Source organism: Mycobacterium sp. E796 (assembly GCF_001672815.1).
In the GTDB taxonomy this organism is placed as follows: domain Bacteria; phylum Actinomycetota; class Actinomycetes; order Mycobacteriales; family Mycobacteriaceae; genus Mycobacterium.
On record NZ_LZKK01000301.1, the window covers coordinates 1 to 24,593 of the forward strand.

Consider the following 24,593-nt stretch of genomic DNA (forward strand, 5'->3'; position numbering starts at 1 on the left):
CGAACATCGCCCCGCTGGTGCTCATCGTCTGCGTGAATTGCTGATGGAACAGCGCCGCCTCGGCGCCCAGCGCCTGAAACTCTTGGGCGTGGCCGGAAAACAGCGTGGCCAACGCCGCCGACACCTCGTCGGCGCCGGCGGCCAGCACCGCGGTCGTGGGGCCCGCGGCGGGGTCGGCGGTGCCGGCGGGTTCAGCCTCACAGCGCGGCCGGCGGCGCTGGCGGCAACGGCGGCATGTTGTCCGGCGGCGGCGGGGCCGGCGGTGCCGGCGGGTTCAGCAGCCTCAACGGCAGCAGCGGCAACGGCGGCGCTGGCGGCAACGGCGGGCTGTTCGGCGGCGGCGGTGCCGGCGGCTCCGGCGGAGCCGGACAAACCGCGGCCGGTGCCGGCGGGCGCGGCGGCAACGCCGGGGTGCTGAGCATGGGCGCGGGCGGAATCGGCGGCACCGGCGGCAGCAGCGACGGCATCGCCGGCGCTGGCGGCGCAGGCGGCAACGGCGGCATGCTCTTCGGCGACGGCGGGGCCGGCGGCGCGGGCGGCGCCGGCGATTCGAGGGGTGGGATCGGCGGCGCCGGTGGCAGCGCCGGCCTGCTCACCGGTTCCGGCGGGGCCGGCGGCGGCGGAGGACTTGCCGGCGCCAGCGCCCTGACCCCCGGCGGCGCAGGCGGGGCCGGCGGCAAGGGCGGGCTGATCGGCAACGGCGGTGACGGCGGCGCCGGCGGGTCCGGTTTCGGCGGCGCCGGTGGCGCAGGCGGGAGCGGCGGCAACGCCGTCGCGATCGGCGACGGCGGCAACGGCGGCAACGGCGGGGACCCGGGCAACCCGCCCGGGACGCCGGGTACCGGCGGCGGCGCCGGGCTGCTGCTCGGCCAGAACGGGAACAACGGGACGCCCTAGCCCGCGCGAGCCGAACGTGGCTGCGAAAAATCGGGCCGATTCTCGCAGTGGCGTTCGGCTCGCGGCGCTGGGAGCTATCCCGCCTGCTTGACCGGCGGCCGGTAGAAGATCACCAACTGCCCGACGGCGCCGGCCAGGCCGAGCCCCGCCGAGATCACCAGGCCGGGCCAGCCGGGGTACCACAGCTTGTCGCCGAAAATCAGGTAATCCAGGCTGAGCTTCCCGGGACCCAGCGTGGCCACCGCGACGGCGCTGACCGCCAGCACCAGGTTGTACTCCCAGCCCTCCTTGACGATGAAGAAGCCGTTGGCCCGGTGCACGGTCCACGCCGCGACCAGCATCAGCGAGACGAAGCCCGCGGCCGGGATCGGCGTGAGCAGCCCGGCCGCCAGGCCCAGCCCTGCGGACACCTCGGTGATGGCGGCCACGGTGGCGTGGAACTTGCCCGGCTTCATGCCGATGCTCTCGAACCACCGAGCCGTTCCCGGAATCCGGCCGCCGCCGAAAAACTTGTTGAAGCCGTGCGCGGCGAGCGTCAGTCCCAGCACCAGCCGCAGGAGCAGTAACCCGACGTCATACACATTCATAGGTGCAAACCTAGCGGGTAGCGGTCCGAAATCCGGAGAGGAGCCCGACATCAAGATCGCGATCATTGGGGCCGGCAATGTCGGGAGCGCATTGAGCACCGCGTGGACCGACCGGGGCCACCGGATCATGTTCGGCGTGCGAGACCCGGACGACCCGAGATATGCGTCGCTCAGTTCCGTCGAAACGAACGAATTCGCCACCGCCGCAGCCGATGTCGTGGTGCTCTGCACGCCGTGGCACAGCACCCGGGCGGCGGTGCAAGGCTGCGGCGACCTGTCGGGCAAAGTGCTCATCGATTGCACCAACCCGCTGACACCCGACGTCACGGCCCTCGAGGTCGGGTTCGAGAACTCCGGCGCCGAAGAAGTCGCGAAGTGGGCGCCCGGCGCCCGGGTCTGCAAGGCGATGAACCAGATCGGTGCGCCAATGATGGACGCCCGCCGCATGCCGGGCCGACCGGTCATGTTCGTCTGCGGCGACGACGGCGACGCCAAGGCGGTGACCGCGGGGTTGGTCGGTGAGCTTGGCTTCGAGACCGTCGACGTCGGCGACCTGACACTGGCGCGACTGCTCGAGCCTTACGGGCTGCTGTGGATCCACCTGGCGCTGCGCCGCGGGCTGGGCACCAACTTCGGCTTCGGGCTGCTGCGCGGACCGTCCTGACATACTCGTCGAGGCCCGCCGGGACGGTCCCGGCAAAGCGGGCCGCACGACGAGGGGGTGCACCACGACTCGTAGCGACGAGGGCACCCCGGAGAACGCGGCCGTCGTCGCGCTCGACGGCGACGCGCGTCACCCACGGGAGCTTCTCGGCAACAAGGGCCACGGCATCGACGCGATGCGCCGGCAGCACCTGCCGGTACCGCCCGCGTTCTGCCTCACGACGGAGGTGGGCCGCAACTGCCTCGCGGACCCCGGCGCGACGATGGACGCGATCTGGGACGACGTGCTCGACCTGATGCGCTGGCTGGAAGCGCAGACGTCGCGCACCTTCGGGCGGGGCCCGCGGCCGTTGTTGGTCAGTGTGCGCTCGGGGGCCACGCACTCGATGCCCGGCATGATGGACACGATCCTGGACTTAGGCATGAACGACGCCGTCGAACAGGCCCTCGCGGCCGAAGGCGGCCCGCAGTTCGCCCAGGACACCCGGCAGCGCTTCACGCAGTTGTATCAGCGCATCGTGGGCAGGCCGGCCCCGGCCGACCCGTACGCACAGCTGCGCGCCGGCATCGAGGCGGTGTTCGCCTCCTGGGATTCGCCGCGCGCGGTCGCCTACCGCGCCCACTACGGCCTCGACGATCGGGGCGGCACCGCCGTCGTCGTGCAGGCGATGGTCTTCGGCAACCGCGGCCCCAACTCCGGTGCCGGAGCGTTCTTTTCGCGCAACCCGATAACCGGCGCCGATGAGCCCTTCGGCGAGTGGGTTCCCGGCGGCCAGGGCGACGACGTGGTGTCGGGACTGGTCGACGTGGGACCGATCACGGCCCTGCGCGACGAGCAACCGGCCGTCTATCACGAGCTGACGGACGCCGCCCGCCGCCTGGAGCGGCTCGCGACCGACGTCCAGGAGATCGAGTTCACCGTCGACGGCGGCAAGTTGTGGTTGCTGCAGACGCGAGCGGCCGAGCGCTCGGCGCAGGCCGCCGTGCGCCTCGCCCTCCAACTGCGCCACGAGGGGCTCATCGACGACGTCGAGGCGCTGCGCCGGGTGACGCCGGCCCATGTCAAAGCTTTGCTGCAGCCCTCGTTACAGCCCGAAACACGTTTGGCTGCACCGCTTTTGGCAGCGGGACTGCCGGCGTGCCCGGGCGTGACATCCGGCACCGCCTACACCGACGTCGACGAGGCCCTCGACGCGGCCGACCGGGGCGAACCGGTCATCCTGGTGCGCGATCACACCCGGCCCGAGGACGTGCTGGGCATGCTGGCCGCCCAAGGAATCGTCACCGAGGTCGGCGGCGCCGCCAGCCACGCCGCGGTGGTCAGCCGCGAACTCGGCCGGGTGGCCGTGGTGGGCTGCGGCCGCGGCGCCGCGGCCGCCCTGGCCGGCCGCCAGATCACCGTCGACGGATCCGAAGGTGAAGTGCGCGAAGGCAATCTGAGCCTGTCGGCGTGGTCGGAAGACGACACGCCGGAACTGCGGGAGCTGGCCGACATCGCGCGGCGCATCAGCCCGCTGCGGGCGCACGCCGCCGGCGACCATCCGAAGCTCGATGACACCTCCGACGCCGCGGTGCGCGCCGCCATCGACCAAGGGCGCACCGACGTGGTTTCACCCAACCCGCTGATCGTCATGCTGACCGCGCTGCGGCTGACGGCGGAGGTCGCCACGTGATCGAATTGGTTGTGCTCCAAGCGGTCCGGCTGAAGGGACGGGTGCGTCCTGCCGACCTGGCCGCGACCCTGGGCCGCGATCCCGGGGACGTCGCCGCCATCGTGGAGCGGCTGACCGAGTCGGGGCTACTGGTCGACGGCGCGGCGTTGCGGATCAGCTCCAGCGGCCGCGCCCGGTTGCAGGCGTTGCTCGACGAGGAGCGCGCGGGCGTGGACCCGGCCGCGATGGCCGCCGCGTACGACGAATTCCGGCCCGTCAACACCGATTTCAAGTCACTGGTCACCGACTGGCAGCTCAAGGGCGGCCCGAACGGAGCCCCGAACACCCACGACGACGCCGAATACGACGCCGCGGTGCTGGCGCGCCTCGACGGCGTGCACGCGCGGGTGCTGGCGATCATCGAGGCGGCCGCGGCGCAGTTGCCGCGGTTGAACGCCTACGCGGCGAAACTGGGCGCGGCGCTGGACAAGGTGAAGGCCGGCGATACCGCCTGGCTGGCCCGACCCCTCATCGACTCCTACCACACCGTGTGGTTCGAGCTGCACGAGGAACTGATCGGCGCCATGGGCATGACCCGTGAAGAGGCGGCGAAATCGGGTGACGCGCAATAACTCTCACAGCACGGCATCCAACAGCCGGACGTACTCGTCGATATCGGGAATGGCGGACTCGGCGGCGTGCACGCTGATCGCCACGGTGTCGCCGATGCCGTGCACGCCATGAGTCAGGCCCATCGCCGGCGACAGCGCCGGGTACCCGGCCGTGAGTACCACCCGGGCGCCGCCGAAGCTCAGGTCGGCGGCCCCGCGGTTGACGCTGGACACCACGGTGTTCCCGGACACCTGGGGCGGGCGGACGTCGGCGTCGAACTGCGCTACGCCCCAACGCAGTAGCGCGGCGGGCACCGCGGCGAACGCGCGGTCGGCCGCACGCGTGGCCGGATGTTCGAAGCGGCGCCGGCCGTTGGCCAGGTCGGCGGCGATCCGCTCGACCCGGGCATCGACGCCAAGCTTCGGGTAGAGCCCGACGACCACGTTACCGAAGTGGTTATGCGCCTGTGCCACAGCCGGTTTGGCCATCGGCACTTCGGCGCCCAGCGGATCCGTCCCCTCGCCGAGCAGCGTGGACAGCGCGGTGGACACCGCGGCCAGCGCCCCGACGGTGACCGTGGGACCGCGCAACTGCGAGCGCCGCCGGACCAGCGTGCGCACCGATCGCGCGGCGCCCGGGCGGGCGTTGGTGGCCTGCAGCGGACGTGGCCCGAGCGCCGGCGCCAGCAACCCGGCCCGGGTGTCGCGAATCAGCCGCCGATGGGCGCGCGCCGCATCGACGGCCCGCCAGGGCAAAAACCCCGCCGCCGGCCTTGCTACCTCGGGCACCGGCGCGTCGCGGCCGAAAAGCCAGGCCGCCATCGCCGCGGCGCGCGCGCCGTCGGCCAGCGCGTGCGCGATCTGCAGGACCGCGACGGTGCCCGCTCCGCGCACCCCCGGAACGCCCCGCACCGGGGTGAACAGGTGCACCCGCCACGGCATCCGGCGCGCGTCCAGCTGGTCCGCCGCGAGGCCGGCCACGGACGTCAGGCATTCGCTCCAATCCCGGACGGTCGGGGCGTGGCGGACCACCGATTCCGGATCGACCACCGCCGGCACCCACCGCGGATAGGCCAGCCGGCCGCGCTCCTGGATCCGAACCGTCAGGCCGGGGCACTCGCGTGCCCGCCGGCACACCCGCTCGACCGCGCCCGCGAGATCCGCGGGTTCGCCGTCGAACGCGTACAGCAGGAACTCGTCGTTGGGAACCTTGGCCGACATCCAGTAGAACTGCGCATCGACGGCCGCCATCCGCCGCGCCGCCATGGCCTCAGCCGGGCGAGCCGATGAACGTGAGCACCAGGTTGGCGACCTTGTCCGGCTGTTCGAGCTGCAGGAAATGCCCCGCGTGGTCGACGATGGCGGCCTCGCTGCCCGCGGGCAGCGCCTTTTCCGTCCACCGGGTGAAAGCCGATGTCATGCAACCGTCGTCGCGGCCATGCAGGTAGAGACAAGGCAGCAGCGGCGCCTCGGTCCACAGCCGGTTCAGCTCGGCATACTTCTCCGGTGGCCGCGGCGCGCGGATGGTGGCGCGGTACGGTCCCAGCGCCGCCCGCCAGCTCTCCGGCGTGCCGATCGCGGCGTCCACGTGGCGAAGGTCCTCGTCGGCGTGGTAGCCCGGCGACCACCGCCGCCACAGCAGCGGCAGCACCCACGACGCGGAACGCTCGGGCAGCCAAGGCAATTGGAAGTAGAGGATGTACCAGCTGCGCAGCAGCTGCGGCGGTAGGTGGCCGATGAGCCGCGCCCGCTCGGCCACGCCGCCCCGGCGACGGAAGCCCGCCGTGACCGGGACCGACATGATCACCGCCTTGGCGAACGGGCTGTCGGGCATCGCGGCGAGGCCGGTGGCGGCCATGGCCCCCCAGTCGTGGCCGATCACGACATCGTGCTCGGTACCGCCCGCGGCCGAACGCACCCGTAGGGCGTCGTCCATCAGCGCGCCGACGTGAAAATCGCCGTCGGTCGGGATCGACGAGGGCGCGTACCCGCGCATGAACGGCGCGACGACCCGCCACCCCGACTCGACGAGTCGCGGAGCGAGCTTGCGCCACCCGTACGCGGTGTCGGGAAACCCGTGCAGGCACAACGCGATCGGGGCGTCCGGTGGCCCCCAGGTGAGCGCCTTGAGGTCCCCGGCCCGGCCGGGCACGTCGATCCAGCCCGGCTCACCCACCCCGGCCCCCCTGGGCATCCTCGGCCATGTTCACTCCTGTTCGGCGCGTCCGCACCGACCAACCTAACGCCTGCGTGCCCGGGACGCACCGACCCCCCGCCGAGATCAACCAGATCCACAGCGCGGCAATGTCTTTCGATACTGCCTACCGGGTGAGCTCCCCGGCCACCGCCCGTTCCAGGTCGGCGATGATGATCTTGCGCATGCCGTACATCGCCGCGGTGGCCGCCGCCGCGCGCGTCCGATCCGGGTCGCCGATCAATTCGTAGAGGCGGTCGGGGATGACCTGCCAGCTCAGGCCGAAGCGGTCCTTGCACCAGCCGCACTGCGATTCCTCGCCGCCGTCGGTCAACCGCTGCCAGTAGTAGTCCACCTCGTCCTGGTCCTTGCAGTGGATCGTGAAGGACACCGCCTCGCTGAAGTGGAAGTGCGGGCCGCCGTTGATGCCGATGAACCGGGCGCCGTCCAGCACGAAACTGCCCGACAGGACCGTTCCCGGCTCCCCGGGGCCGGCCTCCGTCGTCCGGTTGAAGCCCTCGATCCGCGAGTTGGGGAACACCGAGGTGTAAAACTCCGCCGCCTCTTCCAGGTTGTTGTCGAACCACAGCGAGGGCGTAATCGATGGCATGGCCGTTCTCCTTGCATTCGTCGTAGGTGTGTCCCATGGATAGACCGCGGCGGCGACGAGAACTCATCGGGGCCCAACGCCGGGGTCAATAGATTGCCTAGGTAACGTCGAGGGGCGATCTACCGAGAGGACGCCCATGAGCGCCGTGAGCAGCAGTTTTCAGACGGTCGAGTTTTCCGGTCACCAGGGGATCACCCTGGTCGCCGACGAATGGAACCGCGGCTCGGCCCCTCTAGCCAATAAGGCGGCCGACCGGCCCACCATTCTGATGTTGCACGGCGGCGGCCAGAACCGGTTTTCCTGGAAGAACACCGGCCAAATCCTGGCCGACGACGGGTTTCACGTCGTCGCGCTGGATTCGCGGGGGCATGGTGACAGCGATCGCGCGCCGGACGCCGACTACGACGTCGAAACGCTGACCGCGGACGTGATGCACGTGCTGGACGCCATCGGCCGGCCGGTGGCGATCATCGGTGCAAGCATGGGCGGGCTGACTGGCATCCTGGCCGCGGATCTTGCCGGCCCCGACCGGGTGACGCAGCTGGTGCTCGTCGACGTGGTCCCCCGATTCGAGAAGGGCGGCAGCGCCCGCATCCGCGATTTCATGTTCAGCGGGCTGCACGGGTTCGACTCGCTGGAGCAGGCCGCCGACGCCGTCGCCGCCTACCTGCCCTACCGGGAGAAGCCGCGCAGCCCCGAGGGACTGAAGAAGAACCTCCGCCTGCGCGACGGACGCTGGTACTGGCACTGGGATCCGGCGTTCATGACCAAGCCTGGCGACGACCCCGAACTGCGCACCGAGAAGTTCGAGCACGCCGCCACCAACCTGTCGATTCCCGTCCTATTGATCCGCGGAAAGCTGTCCGACGTCGTCAGCCCCGAGGGCGTCCAGCATTTCCTCACCCAGGTACCCCGCGCCGAATTCGTCGAGCTGTCGAACGCGGGGCACACCGCGGCCGGCGACGACAACGACGCCTTCAGCGAAGCCGTCGTCGCCTTCGTCGAGCGGGCGTAGGTCCCGAATGCCGACTGTGCATTTCACGACGGGACACGCCGGCGATTCGTCATGAAATGCACGCTCGGCCGGCGTGAGGGCACGCCTGGTTAGTTGGCCGGTTTCTCCGCGTGCCCGCCGAACTGCTTGCGCATCGCCGACAGCGCCTTGTTGGCGAAGTCATCGAGCTGACGGCTGGCGAAGCGGGACTGCAGCGCGGTCGTCAACACCGGTGACGGCACCCCCTCGTCGATCGCGGCGATGGCCGTCCACCGGCCCTCGCCGGAGTCCGAGACCCGCCCGGAGAACTCCTTCAGCTCCGGCGATTCGTGCAGCGCGATCGCGGTCAGGTCCAGCAGCCACGAGCCGATGACGCTGCCCCGGCGCCACACCTCGGCGACGTCCGGGATGTCGAAGTCGTACTGATAGAACTCGGGATTGGACAGCGGCGCGGTTTCGGCGTCACCGGCCTCTATGTGCTTGCCGATGTCGGCGTTGCGCAAGATGTTCAGGCCCTCGGCGAGCGACGCCATCATCCCGTACTCGATGCCGTTGTGCACCATCTTCACGAAGTGCCCCGCCCCGGACGGGCCGCAGTGCAGGTAGCCCTTCTCCGCTTGCGCTATCTCGCCGTCGCGGCCGGGCGTGCGCGGCGCCGCATCCACGCCGGGTGCGACAGTGGCGAAGATCGGCTCGGCGTGCGCGAACGCGTCGTCGTCGCCACCGATCATCAGACAGTAGCCGCGGTCGCGGCCCCACACGCCGCCGCTGGTTCCACAGTCAAGCAGGTGAATGCCGTTCTCGGACAAGGTTTTCGAGTGGCGGATGTCGTCGCGGTAGTAGGAGTTGCCGCCGTCGATCACGATGTCGCCGGGATCGAGCGTCTTCGCCAGTTCGTCGATCACCCCCGTGGTGATGGTCCCGGCCGGCACCATCACCCAGACCACGCGGGGCTTGGCCATCTTCTCGGCCAGCTCCGCGAGCGAGGACACCCCGGTGGTGTTGTGCTCGCCGGCCATCACCTGCACCGCCTCGGGGCTGTGGTCGTACACGACGCATTCGTGGCCGCCCTTGGCCACGCGCCGAACGATATTCGCGCCCATGCGGCCCAGGCCGATCATCCCTAGCTGCATTTGTTCCGTCTCCTTAAGTTGTCGCCTTCGTGCGGTGGGGTAGCCACGGTTCCTGCCAGCTGTGGTGACCGTGCAGCAGCGACTGCGCCGCCTCGGGTCCCCAGGAGCCAGGGTCGTAGTGGTGGACGCGGCCCGGCTTGTCCAGCACCGGCTGCACGATGCGCCACGTCTCTTCGATGGCGTCCTCGCGGGCGAAGAGCTGGCGGTCCCCGGTGAACGCGGCGTAGAGGAGCCGTTCGTAGGGCCGCACCGCTTCGCCGAGGTCCTCCGCGAACGACGAGTCGAGGTGGACGTCGTGCCAGGAGTTTCCGGCTTGTGCGGACAGCTGCAGGCGCATTCCCGGGTCGGGGTCGATGCGCAGCACGATCTGGTTGGGCTCGGGGGGCCGGCGGTTGGGCAGGAAGGAGAACCCGGGGACGTGGTGCAAAAACATCCGGACCTCGGTGACCTTCTCCGGCAACGCCTTGCCGGCGCGCAGGAAGATCGGCACCCCGGCCCAGCGCCAGTTGTCGATCTCGGTCCGCAGCGCGATGTAGGTCTCGGTCTGCGAGTCCTGCGCCACTCCGGCGACGTCGGTATAGCCGCGGTACTGGCCACGCACGCAGCGGTCCGGATCCAGCGCCGGCATCGCCCGGAACACCTCGGCCTTCTTGTCGTTCAGGTCATCGGCGCCGGGGCCGACCGGTGGTTCCATCGCGACCAGCGCGAGCACCTGCAGCAGGTGGTTTTGCACGACGTCGCGCAAGGTGCCCACCGCGTCGTAGAACTTTCCGCGGTCCTCGATCCCGAAGTTCTCGGCCATGGTGATGTGGATTTCGGAAATGCTGTCGCGGTCCCAGACCTTGGCCAGACCGTTGTTCGCGAAGCGCAGGTACTGCAGTTCTTCGACGGGCTGTTTGCCCAAAAAGTGGTCCACGCGCAGGATTTGGTCCTCGTCGAGCACCGCGCGCAGCCGGGCGTTCAGGTCCCGCGCGGACGCCAGGTCGTGGCCGAACGGCTTCTCCACCGCTACGCGCGCGCACTCCAACAGGTCTACCTTCGCCAGGTTTTCGACAATCGGCGCGAACAGGGACGGCGGCATTTCCAGGTAGTACAGCGGACGGCAATCCTTGCCGATCCGCTTGGCGAGCTCGTCGTAGAGCCCGGCATCGGTGACGTCGCCGTGTAGATAGGACCACCGGGCGGCGAACCGGTCGAACACCGCATCGTCGAGGGTTTCACCCGAGTCGGCGATCGCCTGGCGTGCCCGCTCGATCAGCTTCTCGAGGGGCATGTCGTCACTGGCCACGCCGATGATCGGGGACTTCAGCAGGCCGCGCGATTCGAGTCGGTACAACGCGCGGTATGTCATCTTGCGGGCCAGGTCACCGGTGATGCCGAAGATCACCAATAGGTTCGACGAACGAATCTCACCGTCGGCCAAGACGCGCACCTCCCTTGAGATTCGCTACCCGCGGCGGCCCGTGCTCAACCCTAGACATTGCCTGTGGGCCCGACAACCCGAGCGACTGGGGGCCTTTGGCAGGATGCCAAGCGTGGGTGACATGCTGCATCTCGCGGTCTACGTCCTCGCCGGGGTGGCCGTGATCGAGGCCGGCGCCATCGCCGTGCTCTCGGTGCTGCTGGTGCGCGGCCGCCGGGAGCTCGAGGAACTGCGAGCGCGGACCGACGCCCGCACTCAGCTGCTGTCGGGCGGGCGCGAAGCCGTCAAACGGGTGTGGAACGCCGCCAACGTGATGCGCAAGGAGGGCTTCGGCGCCGTTGTGCGCAGCTCGATCGAGGACCTCGCGGACTGGGCCGAGGTCGAGCGGCCCGACCTTGCCCGGGTCACCCCCGACGGCCGGGTGGTGATCCTGTTCTCCGACATCGAGGAGTCCACCGCGCTCAACGAACGCATCGGTGACCGCGCCTGGGTCAAGCTGATCAGCGCGCACGACAAGCTCATTTCGGGACTCGTGCGGGAACGGTCCGGCCACGTGGTCAAGAGCCAGGGCGACGGCTACATGATCGCCTTCTCGCGCGCCGAGGAGGCGGTGCGGTGCGGCATCGATGTGCAGGAAGCGCTGCACAACAACGGAAAACGTAAGCGACACGAGGACATTCGGGTCCGGATCGGCATCCACATGGGCCGGTCCGTGCGCCGCGGCGACGACCTGTTCGGGCGCAACGTCGCGATGGCGGCCCGGGTCGCCGCCCAGGCCGCCGGGGGCCAGATCCTGGTGAGCGAACCGGTGCGAGATGCCCTGCGCGACTGTGACGGGATCCGATTCGACGAGGGGCGCGAGGTGGAGTTGAAGGGCTTTTCGGGCCGCTACCGGTTGTTCTCCGTCGAGCCCGAAGCCGATCCCGACTTGGATTGAAAGCTCGCCGCGTCGGATTCGGCCAGTCGCTGATGGAGCCGGGCGCGGATCTCGTCGGGCGTGTAGGCGCGTCGCTTGCGTTGGTCGCGGGCCACCAGGACTCCCCCGGCCACCACGCCGGCGACACCGGCGAGCCCGATCCACTTCCAAACCCTGCGCATAATTGACAGGCTATTACCACGCAAGGTCGCCCGCGAAGTCCTCCCCGGGCTAATAATGACTGCGCTGGCGAAACCCGAAGCGACGGGCGGATTTACATGCTGACACTGGACCAGGCGCTGGACGAGACCCGGACCGGCGACCTCTGGCTGTTTCGCGGCCGCTCACGACCCGACCGCGCGATCCAGACGTTGACGAACGCTCCGGTGAACCACGTCGGCATGACGGTGGCCATCGACGACCTTCCCCCGTTGATCTGGCATGCCGAGCTCGGCGACAAACTGGTCGACGTCTGGACCGGCACCAATCACCGCGGCGTGCAGCTCAACGATCTGCGCCAAGCCGTCCTGCAATGGACCGACCGCTACCAACAGCGGTGCTGGCTGCGCCAGCTGACGCCGTATGCCACCCGCGAACAGGAGAACAGGCTCTTGCGGGTAATCGCGCGAATGGACGGCACCGCGTTTCCCACCACCGCCCGCCTGACCGGCCGGTGGTTCCGCGGTCGGCTCCCGACCATCAACGACTGGGTGCGCGGAATCCCCTTGGTGGACAGTAAGGTTCGTGAGCAGACGCAGCGCCGCAGGCAAGAGCGCAAGATGAGCCTGGAGACGGCGTACTGCGCGGAGACGGTGGCGATCACCTACGAGGAGATGGGCCTGATTGTCACCGACAAGGACGCGAATTGGTTTGACCCGGGGTCGTTCTGGAGCGGTGACGCGCTCCCGCTCGCCCCGGGGTACCAGCTGGGCAGTGAAATCGCGGTCGCCGTCGGCTAATCGACGGTCATTTCCCCCAGCTCGGACCAGCCCGTCGCCTCGACCGTCTGGTTGATGATTTTGGGCGTGGATTTCAGCGCCTGCGGCAGCTCCTGCATCGCCCGCTTGAAGTGATCGCTGTTGACGTGGACGCCGCCCGCCTCGTCGTCCCGGAACGCCTCGACGAGGACGTACTCCGCCGGGTTGTCGAGGCTGCGCGACCACTCGAACCACAGGTTGCCCTCTTCGGCACGGGTGGCCGCGGTGAACGGGGCGACCAGTTCCGGCCAGCGATCGGTCCACTCCGGCTTGGTCTCGAACTTGACCACGATGAAGATCATGGCCGCAGGATACGTGCCGCGGGCGCGCAGGCGCGCAGCGGTTCTCCAGCAAAATTCGCCTAGGCATCCACTTTGACGCCTAGGCGAATTTCTGCTATTAGATTTCGCCGGTTTTCGGCCCGGCTCACACCCGCACGAAAGTGGCGCGCGTCACAACCGGGCCATTATCGCGATCGGTTCACATTCGCGGCGAATGCGCTCCCATTCGGATAATGAGACCGGCGCGAATCCAATTCTTTATGGATTGGGAATTGCGGGATCCCCGGGCGGCGGCGCGTCCGGCGCCGGCAGTGCCGGGGCCGGGGCGTCGACCAAAACCGCGGGCGGAGCAGGCGCCTCCGGCGGCGGCGGAGGCGCGTCCGGCGGTGGCGGGGGCGCGTCGGGTGGCGGCGGCAGTGCGACGTCGCCATCCGGCATCGGCAGGAACATGTGGTGGGTGAATCCCGCCTGGTAGGCGCCGGCGCCTCCGATGTGCACGCCGCCGCGTTCACCGCTGGATACCGGCGTGCCGTCCGGCAGGGTCACCGCGGTGTGCCCGCCGTTCCAGCCGATGACCAACGCATTGGGCGCAGTCCCGTACTGGAAGCCGCGCTGTAACAACGCGGCCTCCTCGTTGCCGGTGTTGAACCTGCTACCGAACACCGGCCTGTCGGTCGCCGCGTTGGCGACCCAAGAAGCGAGCCCAGAGCAATCGGTCCCGGCGGGAGAATCTCCACCCGGAATATAGGGCGTCCCGGAGACCTGATTGATGAGCGACATCAACGTTGCTAAAACAACCATGGGCAGGCACCGTAGCAATTGCGTTCATGGCGAACCAAAATTTGTGGCCCTCGTCATGCGTAAATAACGCAATGGCGTGCGCCACATCGATAGCGAATCGATTACGAGCCAGCAAATTTCTCGCCGCGAAATCTCGCCGGCCGGCGAGCTCAGCGGGGCCGCAACATCACGACCGGAATCTCGCGTTCGGTCCAGCTCTGGTAGGTGTCGAAGTCCGCGTAGAGCTCGGCCAGTCGTGGCCACAGGCGGCTGCGCTGTTCTGCGTCGGCGGTCACCGCGCGCACCGGTCGCCGCTCGCCGCCGATTTGAACGGTCCGATCCACCCGTTCGTCTTCCGGTAAACCCACACCTGCACCCTGCTCGTGTGGCGGAAGATGACCGGCAGCAGCGGTGAGTCCAGCTGCTCGGGCCGCTTGGGTGCGGTCATTGCAGCGCCACCCCGAGTTCCTGGGCGAAGACGTTGATCATGTGCTGGACGCCAATCTCGTTGCGGCCGATGATCATGTGGTCGTGTTGGCCGTGCCTGACACCTTCGCCGCACTGGGGCAGCATCGCGAAGTCCTCGTCGCGAACGGCCGCGTGCACCCCTTCATAGACGGCGTCGTATCCGGCCCTCATGTCATCGTTGGTTGCCGGGACGCGGGCCATCCAGCTGTGCCGGACCGTGCAGCGCGTCGGCTCGCCGTCGGGCAGGATGTCGATAATCTCCACGCCCACAGGGCTGTTGGCGAGAATGAGATTTGGATACACCCAGTAGATCACCCCCATGTTCATCAGCGGTTCCGTCGAAGCGGTGGGGTCGGTCTCCACGTTAGTGATCCAGTTGAACGGGAAGCCGATGCGGTGATGCTTGCCGAACTCGTCGTAGACCATCGTGTTGGCCAGGGTGTTCTGCCCGATGAGGCTCTCGCCGTGGACGTAGGGAAAGTGGTATCCCTCGGCGAACGCTTCCAGCGCGCCCTTCCACGACACCTTGGAGGTGAACTCGCGCTGCGTGTGGTATCCGTACGCCTCGTAGTTCCACAGCGCCAGCTCGGCGTCGAGGGCGCCGAGGTGCGCGTCGAGATCGAGGGTCGCATCGGCGGTCAGTACCGCCCAGACGAACCCGTGGCGTTCCTCGGACGGCAGTTCCACCAACCCGTATTTCTTCGGATCCATGGAATCGAAGCCGGCCTTGCCGGGAACCATGAACAGCTCGCCGGTGTTCCGGTATGTCCAGGCGTGATAGGGACACACGAACCGGGAGGCATTGCCGGATCCGCACGCGGGCATGGCCCCCCGGTGGCGGCAGTAGTTGAGCAAGACGTGGCTGGCGCCGGAGCGGTCACGGGTCACCAGGAGCGAATCGCCCAGCACCGAGCGGACCACGTAATCGTTCTTCGCCGCCACCTGGGCCGACGGGACGATGGCCAACGGCACCTTGCGCAGGATCTGCGACTCCTCGATCTCGGTGATCTTCGGATCGCGGTAATAGTGCAGCGGCACCTTGAGTTCCCGCTCGGCCAGGTCCGTCGTGCCGTCCAGCGCGTGGCGCAACCCTCGCCGGGTCAGCTTCTCGTCGGTGCCGTTGACTGGGCTTTCGGTCGGTAACGGCATCGTCTGACCATACATCTGCTGTGGTTTGTCTTGTCAAGGTTCGGCGGGCCCTTGTGCGACGATCACGCAATGCGACGCCACGGCTGGTCCGGGGACATCCCGGCGGACGACGACGAAGCGGTCGCTCGCATCATCGACACGGCGCGCGCCGCCATCGACCAACGCGGCACCGTGAGCGTGTCCGAGGTCGCCCAGAGCCTCGGCGTGACGCGCCAAACCGTCTATCGCTACTTCCCGACCCATGAGGCGCTCCTGGGTGCCACGGCGCTCTCGGCCGTCGACGCCTTCCTGAATCGGCTCGCCACCCATCTGGGTTCGATCACCGACCCTACCGAGGCCGTGGTGGAGGGCATCGCCTACACCTACGAGCAGATCGCCCACGACAAGTACCTCAGCCTGGTATTGCAGCCGGGTAAGGCCAGCGCCCTGACCGCCGGGGTGACCTCGGACATGGCGATCTCGTTCGGCAGGTCGATCTTGCAAAGGTTCGAAGTCGACTGGGCCGCAGCGGGTTTCACTGCGGGCAAGCTCGATGAACTGGTCGAGGTCATGCTGCGCGTGCTGCAGTCGCTCATCGTGGACCCCGGACGCCCCGCACGCACCGGAAAGCGGCTACGCGCCTTCCTGACGGACTGGATCGCGCCGTCAGTGCGTGCGCATTCCGTCGTGCGGCGCTGAAATTACTTCTCCGACAGCACAATTCCGAATTTGGCGCGGGCCGCGTCGGTGACGGGGGTGAACAGGTTGACCAGATTGCCGTCGGGATCCCGGAACAACAGGGCCCGGTTTCCCCACGGCATGGTCGTCGGCTCCGTCACGATGTCGGCCACGTGGTCGCGAAGCCGCTCGTAATCCGCGTCCACGTCCTCGACCAGGAATTCCACTATCGCGCTGCGGTTTGCCGCCGGCTCGGCCGATCCCGCCCCGAACAGCGACACCGTCTTGTCACTGCCGATGGCCAGCGTGCCGACCGGCGTCGGGATCTCGGCGAAGAGCTCATTGCCCCATACCGCGGAGGCTTCGGTGACCATCTCGTAGAAGCCGACGAGCCGATTGACGTCGGCGGTGATGATGCGGGTCGAAACAAACTTCATGGAGCCCCTTCCTGTGGCGGTGTCTAGCGTCGACGCAAGGCTAGGCGCGACCACCGACAAGCCTCCGACAAGCTTCCGACACGAGCGCTAAACCGGGGTCCAGATCCCGTTGTTCCAGAAGCCCCAAGCGTTGACCGTGGGGTTCCACATCAGCCGAGCCCCGGGCGCCCACGAGGGCGGGGGTGGCTGCGGCGGCGCCCACCCCGGCGGGGGTCCCCACGGTCCCCAGCCAGGCGGGCCCGGCGCGCCTTGCCAGTCGTGGCAGTGGTTCCAGTCCCAGTTATAGGCGGTGCCCCAGGCCGGGTCCCACTGATCACCGGGGCACCAGTGACTGCTCGGGACGGGAACCGGAGCCGCCTGCGCCGTGGGTTCGGAGCCGCCAGCCAGACCGACGGCCAACAAAGCCAACGCGCCCAGGATGCCCGCTGACCGGCGGACCCACGGTCTCGTTTGATTTACCGACGACATCACTGAGCCGCCGTCCCCTCATCTGGCGAAGCGGCCCGATCCTCGAGACCCCGTCGGGTCTCGGCCACCGCACGCCTGATTTCGGCGTCTTCCCGTTTAGCAGCGGCCTGGCTGCGCTCCGCCCGTTCGTCGACGCGCCGGAGCCGCTCGCGCTCCCGCTGCGCGGTCGCGCCCTCGCGGTCGTCGGCCGCCTGCTCGCGGTCGTCGGCGGCCTGCTCGCGGTCGTCGGCGATTCGGTCCCGCTCATCGGCGACGCGTTCTCGTTCGTCGGCGACGCGCTCGCGCCTGGAGAGCTCGATCTCACGCCGCGCGAGAGACTCCTCGCGGCTATCCAGCTCGGCTGCGCGTCGTTCGGGTTCGTCCCGCGTTTCGGTGCCGCCATCAACGACCACGGCTTACCTTAACGCCGCGCGGCCCCCGACGTAATTGTGGAAGCCCGAGGTCACCGGGTAGGCAGCGTTCTGCTCGCCTGCCTTGCGACGCCGGCCACCGTGTTGGCTAGGTCCGGACGACTTGTGGCAAAAGCACGAATCGCACGATAAAACGACCAAAGTTGGCGGGGAGTAGGGACTTTCGGGATCCAGGCCAACTCCCAATGAATCCCGTTGATCGGATCGTCAAAGAAAACGGCGTAGTAACCGGGCCAGTACTGCGGGTACTCCTTCGGGGCGTCGGTGACGGGGATATCGTTTGCGATCAAGAACTCACGGTGGACGCGGTCGACTTCCCTCCTGCTCCGGGCCCATAGAGCGACGTGATTGATGCCGACCGCCTGGTCGCGGTGCGTCAACTTGTTTCCGGTACGGGCCGGCTGAATGCCGATGTAGCTGTGCGGGCTGAGATGACGCGCCATGTAGTAAGTCGACTGGTATTCCATGTTCAAGGACGAGAAGCTGCTGTATCCGAGCCAGCCGAACAACGCGTCATAGAAGGCGATGGAGTCGTCGTAGTCCAGAACCGCAAACTCGACGTGACAGACACCGCGCCACCGCATCATGCCTCCTCCGGACCGCTTACTACGAAAAGTAGTACCCGCAACGCCAAGTGCGAAGCACCAGTAAGGCTGATGCCGCCTTGGCTCACGCGAACGGTCATCGCGGCAAACCCATTCAGGGCCTGTATTTTCCGGTGACTTGGTCGTATCGTGCTGCCGGAGGGCTACCAGTTAGGAACGCCGATGCGGAAGATACCCCTAGCGACCATCGCGCTGGCCACGATGGCTATTCCCGTCGCGGCACCGGCATCAGCCGAGCCGGTGATGGCCGCCGACGAGGTGGTGAATGGGATGTACACCGTCCACTTCGGCGACGGAAGTATGCAGGATCTGACGTTCAAGGCCACGTCGTGCGGTATCGGCTGCACCCAGGTCGCTTTCTCCAACGCCTCGGGCCAGGCCCAGTTCTACGCTGATCACTGGCATCTGGCCCTTCCGCCGAATCCCGCGGCGTGGCGCTGCAATGACGGGACGACACATCGGGGCTTCGAAGAATGGAACTGGGACCCCATTGCGGGGACTGGCACGATGGTGGTCGTCCGCACCGAGGCCGCTTGCGGGTATTCGGACCACAGCAGCCAACCCATCGCACATCGCTTTACCTTGACCAAGACGAGTAGTCAGTCGGGGGAGCCAAGCGTTCTTCCGCCCGCCATCGCGTAGCTACTGCCGCCCTTCCAGCAGATGGGCGTACGGGTCCGCTTCCGCGCCAACGGATTCCGGCATCGGATAGTACGTCTTGATGAGCAGGTTGCCGTCGTCGTCCCAGGCGAACGTCTCGATGCTGTAAGCCATTTGGACGTTCGGCTCGGTACCGAAGTGGTTCTCGCACACCCACGCCATCTCGTTCCCGTTGACCTGCACCGTGATCATCTTGATCTTCAGGATCGACTGGAACATGTCGAACGCCTCCGACGTCGCGGCGGCGAAACCGTGCTTCTCCTCGGTGCCGACGGGGTCGAACATGCGGACCTCGCCGGGGCAGATCGTGCGCCACGACGCCACCCACTCGTCCTTCTTGCCCTGATTCCATAAGTCAGCGTGTTTGGCAGCGTGCGCCAAACGAGCCTGGCGGCTCGGAACCTTGCTCATCTCAGCCCCATCTCCGGTCACATCAACGTGATGGTCACGATAGCTGGACACCTGTCCAGTGGGAAGCCCCAACCGTCTTCGACCGCTGACTAGACGTTGAACCGGAACTCCACCACGTCGCCGTCGGCCATGACGTAGTCCTTGCCCTCCATGCGGACCTTGCCGGCCGCCTTGGCCGCCGCCATGGACCCGGCGGCGATCAGGTCGTCGTACGATACGATCTCGGCCTTGATGAAGCCCTTCTCGAAGTCGGTGTGAATCACCCCGGCGGCCTTGGGCGCGGTGTCGCCTTGATGAATTACCCACGCCCGCGCCTCTTTTGGCCCCGCCGTCAGGAAGGTCTGCAGCTTGAGCGTGTGAAAACCCGCCCGCGCCAGCGCGTCGAGCCCGCGCTCGGTCTGCCCGATGGACTCCAGCAGCTCGACGGCCGACTCGTCGTCGAGCTCGACCAGCTCGGATTCGATTGCGGCGTCGAGGAATACGGCGTCGGCCGGCGCGACGAGCTCGCGCAGCTGCGCGACCCGCGCGGCGTCGGTCAGCACCGCCTCGTCGGCGTTGAAGACGTACAAGAACGGCTTGATGGTCAGCAGGTTCAGTTCGCGCAGCAGCGAAACATCACTCCCCGCGGCGAACAGCGTCTTGCCCCCATCCAGCACCGCCTGCGCGGCGACGGCGGCGTCGTAGACGGGCTTGCGCTCCTTGTTGGTGCGCGCTTCCTTCTCCAGCCGCGGCAGCGCGCGCTCGAGCGTCTGCAGGTCGGCCAGGATCAACTCGGTCTCGACGACCTCGATGTCGGACTTGGGGTCCACCTCGCCCGCGACGTGGGTCACGTCGTCGTCGGAAAACACCCGCACCACCTGGCAGATGGCGTCGCATTCGCGGATGTGGGCCAGGAACTTGTTGCCCAACCCGGCCCCCTCCGACGCGCCCTTGACCAGCCCGGCGATGTCGACGAATGTGACCGGCGCCGCAACGATGCGCTCGGAGGAGAAAAGCTCTGCCAGCTTGGCCAGCCGCGGATCCGGCAGCGAAACCACGCCCTCGTTGGGTTCGATCGTCGCGAACGGATAGTTCGCCGCCACCACGTTATTGCGGGTCAGCGCGTTGAACAGCGTCGACTTGCCGACGTTGGGCAGGCCGACGATTCCCAGGCTGAGGCTCACGGGGAACCAAGTCTAAGGGGCCGACCGCGGCGGTTCGTTCGTGCGTGCGGCTTTGTTTTTGCGGGGGCACGCCAACCGTCGCTAACAAGGTCTTTACGGGCGTTTCGGCTCATTCCCGGTACGGTCTACATGTGTCAGCGCAGCGGGAAAGATCGGCGGTTGAGGCCAACCACCGCTCGATTCACCCCAGGATCCCAGGTGTGCCGTGGTGGGCGGCCCTGCTCATCGCGGTGTCCGCGACCGCCATCGGTTACGGCATCGATGCCGGGATGGGCCACAAGGACCTGACGCACGTCTTCGCGGGCTTCTATATAGCCGGTTGCGTGGCCGCGGTACTGGCCGTGCGACAGGAGGGCGTGTTCACCGCGATCATTCAGCCACCGCTGATTCTTTTCTGCGCGGTCCCCGGCGCCTACTGGATGTTCCACGGACGCAAGCTCGGCAACCTCAAGGATCTCCTGATCAACTGCGGGTATCCGCTCATCGAGCGCTTCCCGCTGATGCTGGGGACCGCGGGCGGCGTGCTGCTGATCGGCCTGGTGCGCTGGTATTTCGGGAAGTCGGCCCCAACGGTCGCAGCCGGCTCCGAGGAAGAGGCCGCAACGGCGACGTCGCGAACCTCCCATTCTTCTTTCAGCGGCATTGGCGCGAAACTGAATTCGCTCCTCGGCCTGGCTCGTCGCGAGGACGAGGCGGAGGACGCACCGGCCACCGGCTCCAAGCGAACCCGCGCGTCCGGACGGTCCGCGAACGCCGCCTCGAGGGGCCGCCGGACGGCGAGCACCGACAGGTCCGCCGCGCGTTCGAGCCGGAGCCACTCCCGGCGAGCGCGACCGCCGCTTCACGACGAGGGCGAACCCGCAACCGACCGGCCGCGACGCCGGCGCCCGGCACCGCCACGTGACTTCGACGCCGCCGAGCCCCCGCCGCGGCCGCGTCGCCGCCAACGGCCGTCGGGCGATCCCGACCCGCGGGAAATGCGTCGCGAGCCGCGCGCCCGCCGCGATCCCTACGACCGGCCGACTCCCCGGAGCAGCCGCTTCGACGGCTACGAGCCGCCCAGCGAGCGCTACGACCGGTACGAGTCATACGAGCCCCCGCGCCGTCGCCCCTCCCCGAGCGGCAACGGCAACTCGACCCACCACCCGATTTCACGGGTGCGCTACCGCGGGGAGACCCCGTTGAGCGAGCCCAGGGAACCGCGAGCCGAGCGCCGGGGTAGTTCCCGCGCGCAACGCGGCTTCCCGGCTGAATCCTGGGAGTACGAGGGTTAGCTAGCGCGACGACCGGATCTCGCGGGGCAGCGCGAACACCAGGGTCTCCTGGGCCGTCGTCACCGGCTGCACCACGTCGAAGCCGCAGTCGGCGAGCCGCTCGAGCACACCGCGCACCAGCACCTCGGGCACCGACGCACCGGAGGTGACGCCCACCGTCGTGACACCCTCCAACCACGCCGGGTCGATGTCGTCGGCGCAGTCGACCAGGTGCGCGGCCGCGGTGCCGCCGCCCAGCGCCACCTCGACGAGCCGCACCGAGTTCGACGAGTTGCGCGACCCGACGACGATGACCAGCTCGCATTCGGGCGCCATCGCCTTGACGGCGACCTGGCGGTTCTGGGTTGCGTAGCAGATGTCGTCGCTGGGCGGGTCCTGCAGCTTCGGGAAGCGTTGGCGCAGCCGCTCGACGATCTCCATCGTCTCGTCGACCGAGAGCGTGGTCTGCGAGAGCCAGACCACCTTGTTCTCGTCGCGCACCGTCACGTTGTCCACCGCGGCCACGCCGTCGACCAGCTGCACGTGCTCGGGCGCCTCGCCGGCGGTCCCGACGACCTCCTCGTGCCCTTGGTGGCCGATGAGCAGGATGTCGTAGTCGTCCCGGGCGAAGCGCCTGGCCTCGTTGTGCACCTTGGTGACCAGGGGGCAGGTGGCGTCGATGGTCTGCAGGTTGCGTTCGGCGGCGGCGGCGTAGACGGTCGGCGCGACGCCGTGCGCGGAGAACACCACGATGGCGCCCTCGGGTACCTCGTCGGTCTCCTGCACGAAAATGGCGCCGGCCTTCTTCAGCGTGTCGACGACGTGCCGGTTGTGCACGATCTCGTGGCGCACGTAGACGGGGGCGCCGTGCTTCTCCAGGGCGCGCTCGACCGTCTCGACGGCCCGGTCCACCCCCGCGCAGTAGCCACGCGGCTCCGCCAGGAGCACCCTCTTGCGGGCTGGGTCGTCGGCTACCGAGCTGGCTGGTCCCACAGAGCCGGGAATTCCCATGTCAACAGTCGGCGGCATGACATTCAGGGTACCGGCCGGCGGTCGGCTTGGACTTATCCGCCGGTTGAGGCAGTCTTGGACCCATGGCCACTGCACCGTACGGAGTTCGGCTGATAGTCGGCGCGGCGACAGTCGCTGTCGAGGAGACCATGAAGCTGCCGAAAACCATCCTGATGTACCCCATGACGCTGGCCAGCACGGCGGCGCACATTGTGATGCGATTTCAGCAGAACCTCGCCGAGCTGGTCATCAAGGGCGACAGCACGCTGGAGTCGATCTTTCCGCCCAAGGACGAGAAGCCGGAGTGGGCGACCTTCGACGAGGACCTGCCCGAAGACGACGGGGCCGCAGCGGCGGACGGCGACGAAACCGAGCGGCGCGCCGAGGGGCGGTTCGCGCTGTACTCGGTGGCCGAGGCCCACGAGGACGCCAGCGCGCTCGTCAAACCCGCGAAGCAATCGAAGAAGCCCGCGGCCAAACCGACCGTCGCGCAGCCCGCGGTGGCGGCTGAACTCGACTACCCGACGCTGACGCTGGCCCAGCTGCGCGCCAGGCTGCAGTCGCTGAGCGTCGACGAGCTCGAGGCCCTGCTGGCCTACGAACAGGCCACCAAGGCCCGGGCGCCGTTCCAGACTCTCCTCGCCAACAGGATCACCCGCGCGAACGCGAAGTGACCCGAGCGGCCAATCCCGAACCCAACTCCGCGGAGAACCCCTTTCCGGTGCGCGCGGTAGCGGTGCGCGTCGCGGGCTGGATCGACAAGCTGGGCATCGTCTGGGTCGAGGGGCAGCTGGCCCAGATCACGATGCGCCCCGACTCCAAGACGGTGTTCATGGTGCTGCGCGACCCGGCCGCCGACATGTCGCTGACCGTGACGTGCTCGCGTGACCTGGTGGCAAACGCGCCCGTGAAACTCGCCGAGGGCACCCAGGTGGTGGTCTGCGGCAAGCCGTCGTTCTACACCGGCCGCGGCACATTCTCGTTGCGGCTCAGCGAGATTCGCGCGGTGGGCATCGGCGAGCTCTTGGCGCGCATCGACCGGCTGCGCCGGCTGCTCGACGCCGAAGGGCTCTTCGACCCGCGGCTCAAGCGACCAATCCCCTTCCTGCCCAACATGATCGGGCTGATCACCGGCCGCGCGAGCGCCGCCGAACACGACGTGACGACCGTCGCCGGCGCCCGCTGGCCCGGGGTGCGTTTCGCGGTGCGCAACACCGCCGTGCAGGGACCCAACGCGGTCGCGCAGATCGTCGAGGCGCTGGCCGAACTCGACCACGACGTCGATGTCGACGTGATCGTGCTGGCCCGCGGCGGGGGCAGCGTCGAGGACCTGCTGCCGTTCTCCGACGAAACGCTGTGCCGCGCGATAGCGGCCTGCCGCACCCCGGTGATCAGCGCGATCGGGCACGAGCCCGACAACCCGCTGTGCGATCTGGTCGCCGACCTGCGCGCCGCGACCCCCACCGACGCCGCCAAGAAGGTGGTTCCCGACACCGCGGCCGAGCAGCGGCTGGTCGACGACCTGCGCCGGCGCAGCGCGCAGGCCCTGCGCAACTGGGTGTCCCGCGAACAGCGCGCGCTGATCCAGCTGCGCAGCCGCCCGGTGCTGGCCGAGCCGCTGACCGCGCTGACCGCCCGCGCCGACGAGATCCACCGCGCCCGCTCCGCGGTGCGCCGCGACATCCGGCGGCTGGTCGCAGCCGAGACCGACCGCGTCGGCCACCTGGGCGCGCGGCTGGCCACGCTGGGCCCCGCGGCCACCCTGGCCCGCGGCTACGCCGTCGTGCAGACCGTTCCCGACGCGGGGCCCGCGGCGGTGCTGCGTTCGGTCGACGACGCGCCGCCGGGCATGCGGCTGCGGGTGCGGGTGGCCGACGGCGCCGTCGCGGCCGTGAGCGAGGGGGTGTCCGATGGCGGCCAATGACGAAGAATCGGGACGGCCAATTACGCCCATTAGTCAACTTGGTTATGAAGCGTGCCGCGACGAGCTGATCGAAGTGGTGCGGCTGCTGGAACAGGGCGGCCTGGACCTAGATGCGTCGCTGCAGCTCTGGGAAAGGGGCGAGCAGCTGGCCAAACGGTGCGAAGAGCACTTAGCTGGAGCGCGCAAGCGGGTCGAGGACGCGCTGGCCGCCGCCGAGCCCGACGAGGGCTGAGCACCGGCGGGGCCGCTCAGTAGGACG

30 protein-coding genes and 2 pseudogenes are annotated in these 24,593 nt (G+C 68.5%); 13 read left to right on the forward strand and 19 right to left on the reverse strand.

Features of this window, described 5'->3' with window-relative positions; translation table 11 throughout:
• A partial coding sequence (locus A5706_RS32530) for a PE family protein (RefSeq protein ID WP_156767293.1) occupies nt 1–148 on the reverse strand: 148 nt, incomplete at its 3' end.
• On the opposite strand from A5706_RS32530, the pseudogene A5706_RS33210 reads away from it, so the two are divergent.
• A pseudogene (locus tag A5706_RS33210) lies at nt 131–897 on the forward strand (hypothetical protein); the annotation flags it as partial. The gene A5706_RS32530 and the pseudogene A5706_RS33210 sit on opposite strands and share 18 nt — an antisense overlap.
• 74 nt (nt 898–971) lie before the next feature.
• Here A5706_RS33210 and A5706_RS23300 read toward each other — a convergent pair.
• On the reverse strand, nt 972–1,484 hold the full coding sequence (locus A5706_RS23300; RefSeq protein ID WP_068136013.1) for a DoxX family protein: 513 nt from the start codon (nt 1,482–1,484) through the stop codon (nt 972–974).
• A gap of 64 nt (nt 1,485–1,548) precedes the next feature.
• Here A5706_RS23300 and A5706_RS23305 point away from each other — a divergent pair, with 64 nt between their 5' ends.
• From A5706_RS23305 to A5706_RS23315, 3 genes and pseudogenes are all read left to right on the forward strand, one after another.
• Nucleotides 1,549–2,148: an NADPH-dependent F420 reductase gene (locus A5706_RS23305; RefSeq protein WP_255406334.1), complete on the forward strand. Its 600-nt coding sequence runs from the start codon at nt 1,549–1,551 to the stop codon at nt 2,146–2,148.
• Nucleotides 2,149–2,227: 79 nt separating this feature from the next.
• Nucleotides 2,228–3,820 (forward strand): annotated as a pseudogene (locus A5706_RS23310) (pyruvate, phosphate dikinase); the annotation flags it as partial.
• Entirely contained in the window at nt 3,817–4,431 is a 615-nt protein-coding gene (locus A5706_RS23315; RefSeq protein WP_068135939.1) for a hypothetical protein, read from the forward strand. The pseudogene A5706_RS23310 and the gene A5706_RS23315, both read left to right, overlap by 4 nt.
• Nucleotides 4,432–4,434: 3 nt before the next feature.
• Here A5706_RS23315 and A5706_RS23320 read toward each other — a convergent pair whose 3' ends face one another.
• From A5706_RS23320 to A5706_RS23330, 3 genes are all read right to left on the reverse strand, one after another.
• Nucleotides 4,435–5,676: a WS/DGAT domain-containing protein gene (locus tag A5706_RS23320; RefSeq protein WP_068135941.1), complete on the reverse strand. Its 1,242-nt coding sequence runs from the start codon at nt 5,674–5,676 to the stop codon at nt 4,435–4,437.
• Nucleotides 5,677–5,680: 4 nt separating this feature from the next.
• Entirely contained in the window at nt 5,681–6,586 is a 906-nt protein-coding gene (locus A5706_RS23325) for an alpha/beta fold hydrolase (protein WP_068135944.1), read from the reverse strand.
• Between the two features lie 145 nt (nt 6,587–6,731).
• The gene (locus A5706_RS23330) at nt 6,732–7,214 is read right to left on the reverse strand and encodes a VOC family protein (RefSeq protein WP_068135947.1); all 483 of its coding nucleotides are present in this window, start codon (nt 7,212–7,214) and stop codon (nt 6,732–6,734) included.
• Between the two features lie 136 nt (nt 7,215–7,350).
• Here A5706_RS23330 and A5706_RS23335 point away from each other — a divergent pair, with 136 nt between their 5' ends.
• Nucleotides 7,351–8,229, forward strand: coding sequence for an alpha/beta fold hydrolase (locus A5706_RS23335; protein ID WP_068135952.1), 879 nt, complete (start codon nt 7,351–7,353; stop codon nt 8,227–8,229).
• An 89-nt stretch (nt 8,230–8,318) separates the two neighbouring features.
• Here A5706_RS23335 and gnd read toward each other — a convergent pair whose 3' ends face one another.
• Nucleotides 8,319–9,341, reverse strand: coding sequence for a phosphogluconate dehydrogenase (NAD(+)-dependent, decarboxylating) (gene gnd / locus A5706_RS23340; RefSeq protein WP_068135955.1), 1,023 nt, complete (start codon nt 9,339–9,341; stop codon nt 8,319–8,321).
• 13 nt (nt 9,342–9,354) lie between these two features.
• Nucleotides 9,355–10,764, reverse strand: coding sequence for a glucose-6-phosphate dehydrogenase (locus A5706_RS23345; protein WP_068136019.1), 1,410 nt, complete (start codon nt 10,762–10,764; stop codon nt 9,355–9,357).
• Nucleotides 10,765–10,867: 103 nt separating this feature from the next.
• Between A5706_RS23345 and A5706_RS23350 the strand changes: the two genes are divergently transcribed.
• A complete protein-coding gene (locus A5706_RS23350; protein WP_068135957.1) occupies nt 10,868–11,701 on the forward strand; it encodes an adenylate/guanylate cyclase domain-containing protein in 834 nt (277 codons plus the stop codon).
• On the opposite strand, the gene A5706_RS32540 is transcribed toward A5706_RS23350, so the two are convergent.
• Nucleotides 11,653–11,862, reverse strand: a complete 210-nt coding sequence (locus tag A5706_RS32540) for a hypothetical protein (protein WP_068189922.1) — start codon at nt 11,860–11,862, stop codon at nt 11,653–11,655. The two genes, A5706_RS23350 and A5706_RS32540, sit on opposite strands and share 49 nt — an antisense overlap.
• Before the next feature lie 96 nt (nt 11,863–11,958).
• Here A5706_RS32540 and A5706_RS23355 point away from each other — a divergent pair, with 96 nt between their 5' ends.
• Nucleotides 11,959–12,639: a guanylate cyclase gene (locus tag A5706_RS23355; RefSeq protein WP_068135962.1), complete on the forward strand. Its 681-nt coding sequence runs from the start codon at nt 11,959–11,961 to the stop codon at nt 12,637–12,639.
• On the opposite strand, the gene A5706_RS23360 is transcribed toward A5706_RS23355, so the two are convergent.
• The 4 genes from A5706_RS23360 to A5706_RS23375 all read right to left on the reverse strand — a co-directional run bounded on the left by A5706_RS23360 (nt 12,636) and on the right by A5706_RS23375 (nt 15,335).
• Nucleotides 12,636–12,959: a putative quinol monooxygenase gene (locus A5706_RS23360; protein ID WP_068135965.1), complete on the reverse strand. Its 324-nt coding sequence runs from the start codon at nt 12,957–12,959 to the stop codon at nt 12,636–12,638. The two genes, A5706_RS23355 and A5706_RS23360, sit on opposite strands and share 4 nt — an antisense overlap.
• A gap of 237 nt (nt 12,960–13,196) precedes the next feature.
• Nucleotides 13,197–13,739 (reverse strand): glycoside hydrolase, encoded by a 543-nt coding sequence (locus A5706_RS23365; RefSeq protein WP_068135967.1) that lies wholly within the window; start codon nt 13,737–13,739, stop codon nt 13,197–13,199.
• Between the two features lie 149 nt (nt 13,740–13,888).
• Nucleotides 13,889–14,086: a nitroreductase/quinone reductase family protein gene (locus A5706_RS23370; protein ID WP_082964572.1), complete on the reverse strand. Its 198-nt coding sequence runs from the start codon at nt 14,084–14,086 to the stop codon at nt 13,889–13,891.
• A gap of 76 nt (nt 14,087–14,162) precedes the next feature.
• The gene (locus A5706_RS23375) at nt 14,163–15,335 is read right to left on the reverse strand and encodes an aromatic ring-hydroxylating dioxygenase subunit alpha (protein WP_068136022.1); all 1,173 of its coding nucleotides are present in this window, start codon (nt 15,333–15,335) and stop codon (nt 14,163–14,165) included.
• Nucleotides 15,336–15,404: 69 nt separating this feature from the next.
• On the opposite strand from A5706_RS23375, the gene A5706_RS23380 reads away from it, so the two are divergent.
• Entirely contained in the window at nt 15,405–16,013 is a 609-nt protein-coding gene (locus A5706_RS23380; RefSeq protein WP_068135970.1) for a TetR/AcrR family transcriptional regulator, read from the forward strand.
• A 2-nt stretch (nt 16,014–16,015) separates the two neighbouring features.
• Here A5706_RS23380 and A5706_RS23385 read toward each other — a convergent pair whose 3' ends face one another.
• The 4 genes from A5706_RS23385 to A5706_RS23395 form a co-directional block, all read right to left on the reverse strand.
• Nucleotides 16,016–16,429 carry a VOC family protein gene (locus A5706_RS23385; RefSeq protein WP_068135973.1) on the reverse strand — a complete coding sequence of 138 codons (414 nt, stop codon included), beginning with the start codon at nt 16,427–16,429 and terminating at the stop codon, nt 16,016–16,018.
• 87 nt (nt 16,430–16,516) lie between these two features.
• Nucleotides 16,517–16,897, reverse strand: coding sequence for a hypothetical protein (locus tag A5706_RS32545; protein WP_082964573.1), 381 nt, complete (start codon nt 16,895–16,897; stop codon nt 16,517–16,519).
• Nucleotides 16,897–17,289: a hypothetical protein gene (locus tag A5706_RS23390; protein WP_068135975.1), complete on the reverse strand. Its 393-nt coding sequence runs from the start codon at nt 17,287–17,289 to the stop codon at nt 16,897–16,899. Before A5706_RS23390 ends, A5706_RS32545 begins: the two co-directional genes overlap by 1 nt.
• Before the next feature lie 50 nt (nt 17,290–17,339).
• A complete protein-coding gene (locus tag A5706_RS23395; RefSeq protein ID WP_068136025.1) occupies nt 17,340–17,891 on the reverse strand; it encodes a VOC family protein in 552 nt (183 codons plus the stop codon).
• A 183-nt stretch (nt 17,892–18,074) separates the two neighbouring features.
• On the opposite strand from A5706_RS23395, the gene A5706_RS23400 reads away from it, so the two are divergent.
• Entirely contained in the window at nt 18,075–18,554 is a 480-nt protein-coding gene (locus tag A5706_RS23400; RefSeq protein WP_068135977.1) for a hypothetical protein, read from the forward strand.
• On the opposite strand, the gene A5706_RS23405 is transcribed toward A5706_RS23400, so the two are convergent.
• Together A5706_RS23405 and ychF are read right to left on the reverse strand one after the other, a co-directional pair.
• Nucleotides 18,555–18,983 (reverse strand): hypothetical protein, encoded by a 429-nt coding sequence (locus A5706_RS23405; protein ID WP_068135980.1) that lies wholly within the window; start codon nt 18,981–18,983, stop codon nt 18,555–18,557.
• An 89-nt stretch (nt 18,984–19,072) separates the two neighbouring features.
• Nucleotides 19,073–20,146 carry a redox-regulated ATPase YchF gene (ychF, locus tag A5706_RS23410; protein ID WP_068135984.1) on the reverse strand — a complete coding sequence of 358 codons (1,074 nt, stop codon included), beginning with the start codon at nt 20,144–20,146 and terminating at the stop codon, nt 19,073–19,075.
• A gap of 131 nt (nt 20,147–20,277) precedes the next feature.
• Here ychF and A5706_RS23415 point away from each other — a divergent pair, with 131 nt between their 5' ends.
• Nucleotides 20,278–21,420, forward strand: a complete 1,143-nt coding sequence (locus A5706_RS23415) for a DUF6542 domain-containing protein (protein ID WP_082964574.1) — start codon at nt 20,278–20,280, stop codon at nt 21,418–21,420.
• Here A5706_RS23415 and A5706_RS23420 read toward each other — a convergent pair whose 3' ends face one another.
• On the reverse strand, nt 21,421–22,428 hold the full coding sequence (locus tag A5706_RS23420) for a 4-hydroxy-3-methylbut-2-enyl diphosphate reductase (RefSeq protein WP_068135988.1): 1,008 nt from the start codon (nt 22,426–22,428) through the stop codon (nt 21,421–21,423).
• Nucleotides 22,429–22,493: 65 nt separating this feature from the next.
• Between A5706_RS23420 and A5706_RS23425 the strand changes: the two genes are divergently transcribed.
• Genes A5706_RS23425 through A5706_RS23435 form a run of 3 tightly spaced genes read left to right on the forward strand, consistent with a single transcriptional unit; the run spans nt 22,494 to nt 24,566 of the window.
• Nucleotides 22,494–23,084, forward strand: coding sequence for a lipid droplet-associated protein (locus A5706_RS23425; protein ID WP_068135991.1), 591 nt, complete (start codon nt 22,494–22,496; stop codon nt 23,082–23,084).
• A complete protein-coding gene (xseA, locus tag A5706_RS23430) occupies nt 23,081–24,334 on the forward strand; it encodes an exodeoxyribonuclease VII large subunit (RefSeq protein ID WP_068135993.1) in 1,254 nt (417 codons plus the stop codon). The genes A5706_RS23425 and xseA overlap by 4 nt, the downstream gene beginning before the upstream one ends.
• Complete coding sequence (locus tag A5706_RS23435) at nt 24,321–24,566, forward strand: exodeoxyribonuclease VII small subunit (RefSeq protein WP_068135995.1); 246 nt, start codon at nt 24,321–24,323, stop codon at nt 24,564–24,566. Before xseA ends, A5706_RS23435 begins: the two co-directional genes overlap by 14 nt.
• Nucleotides 24,567–24,593 lie beyond the last annotated feature (27 nt).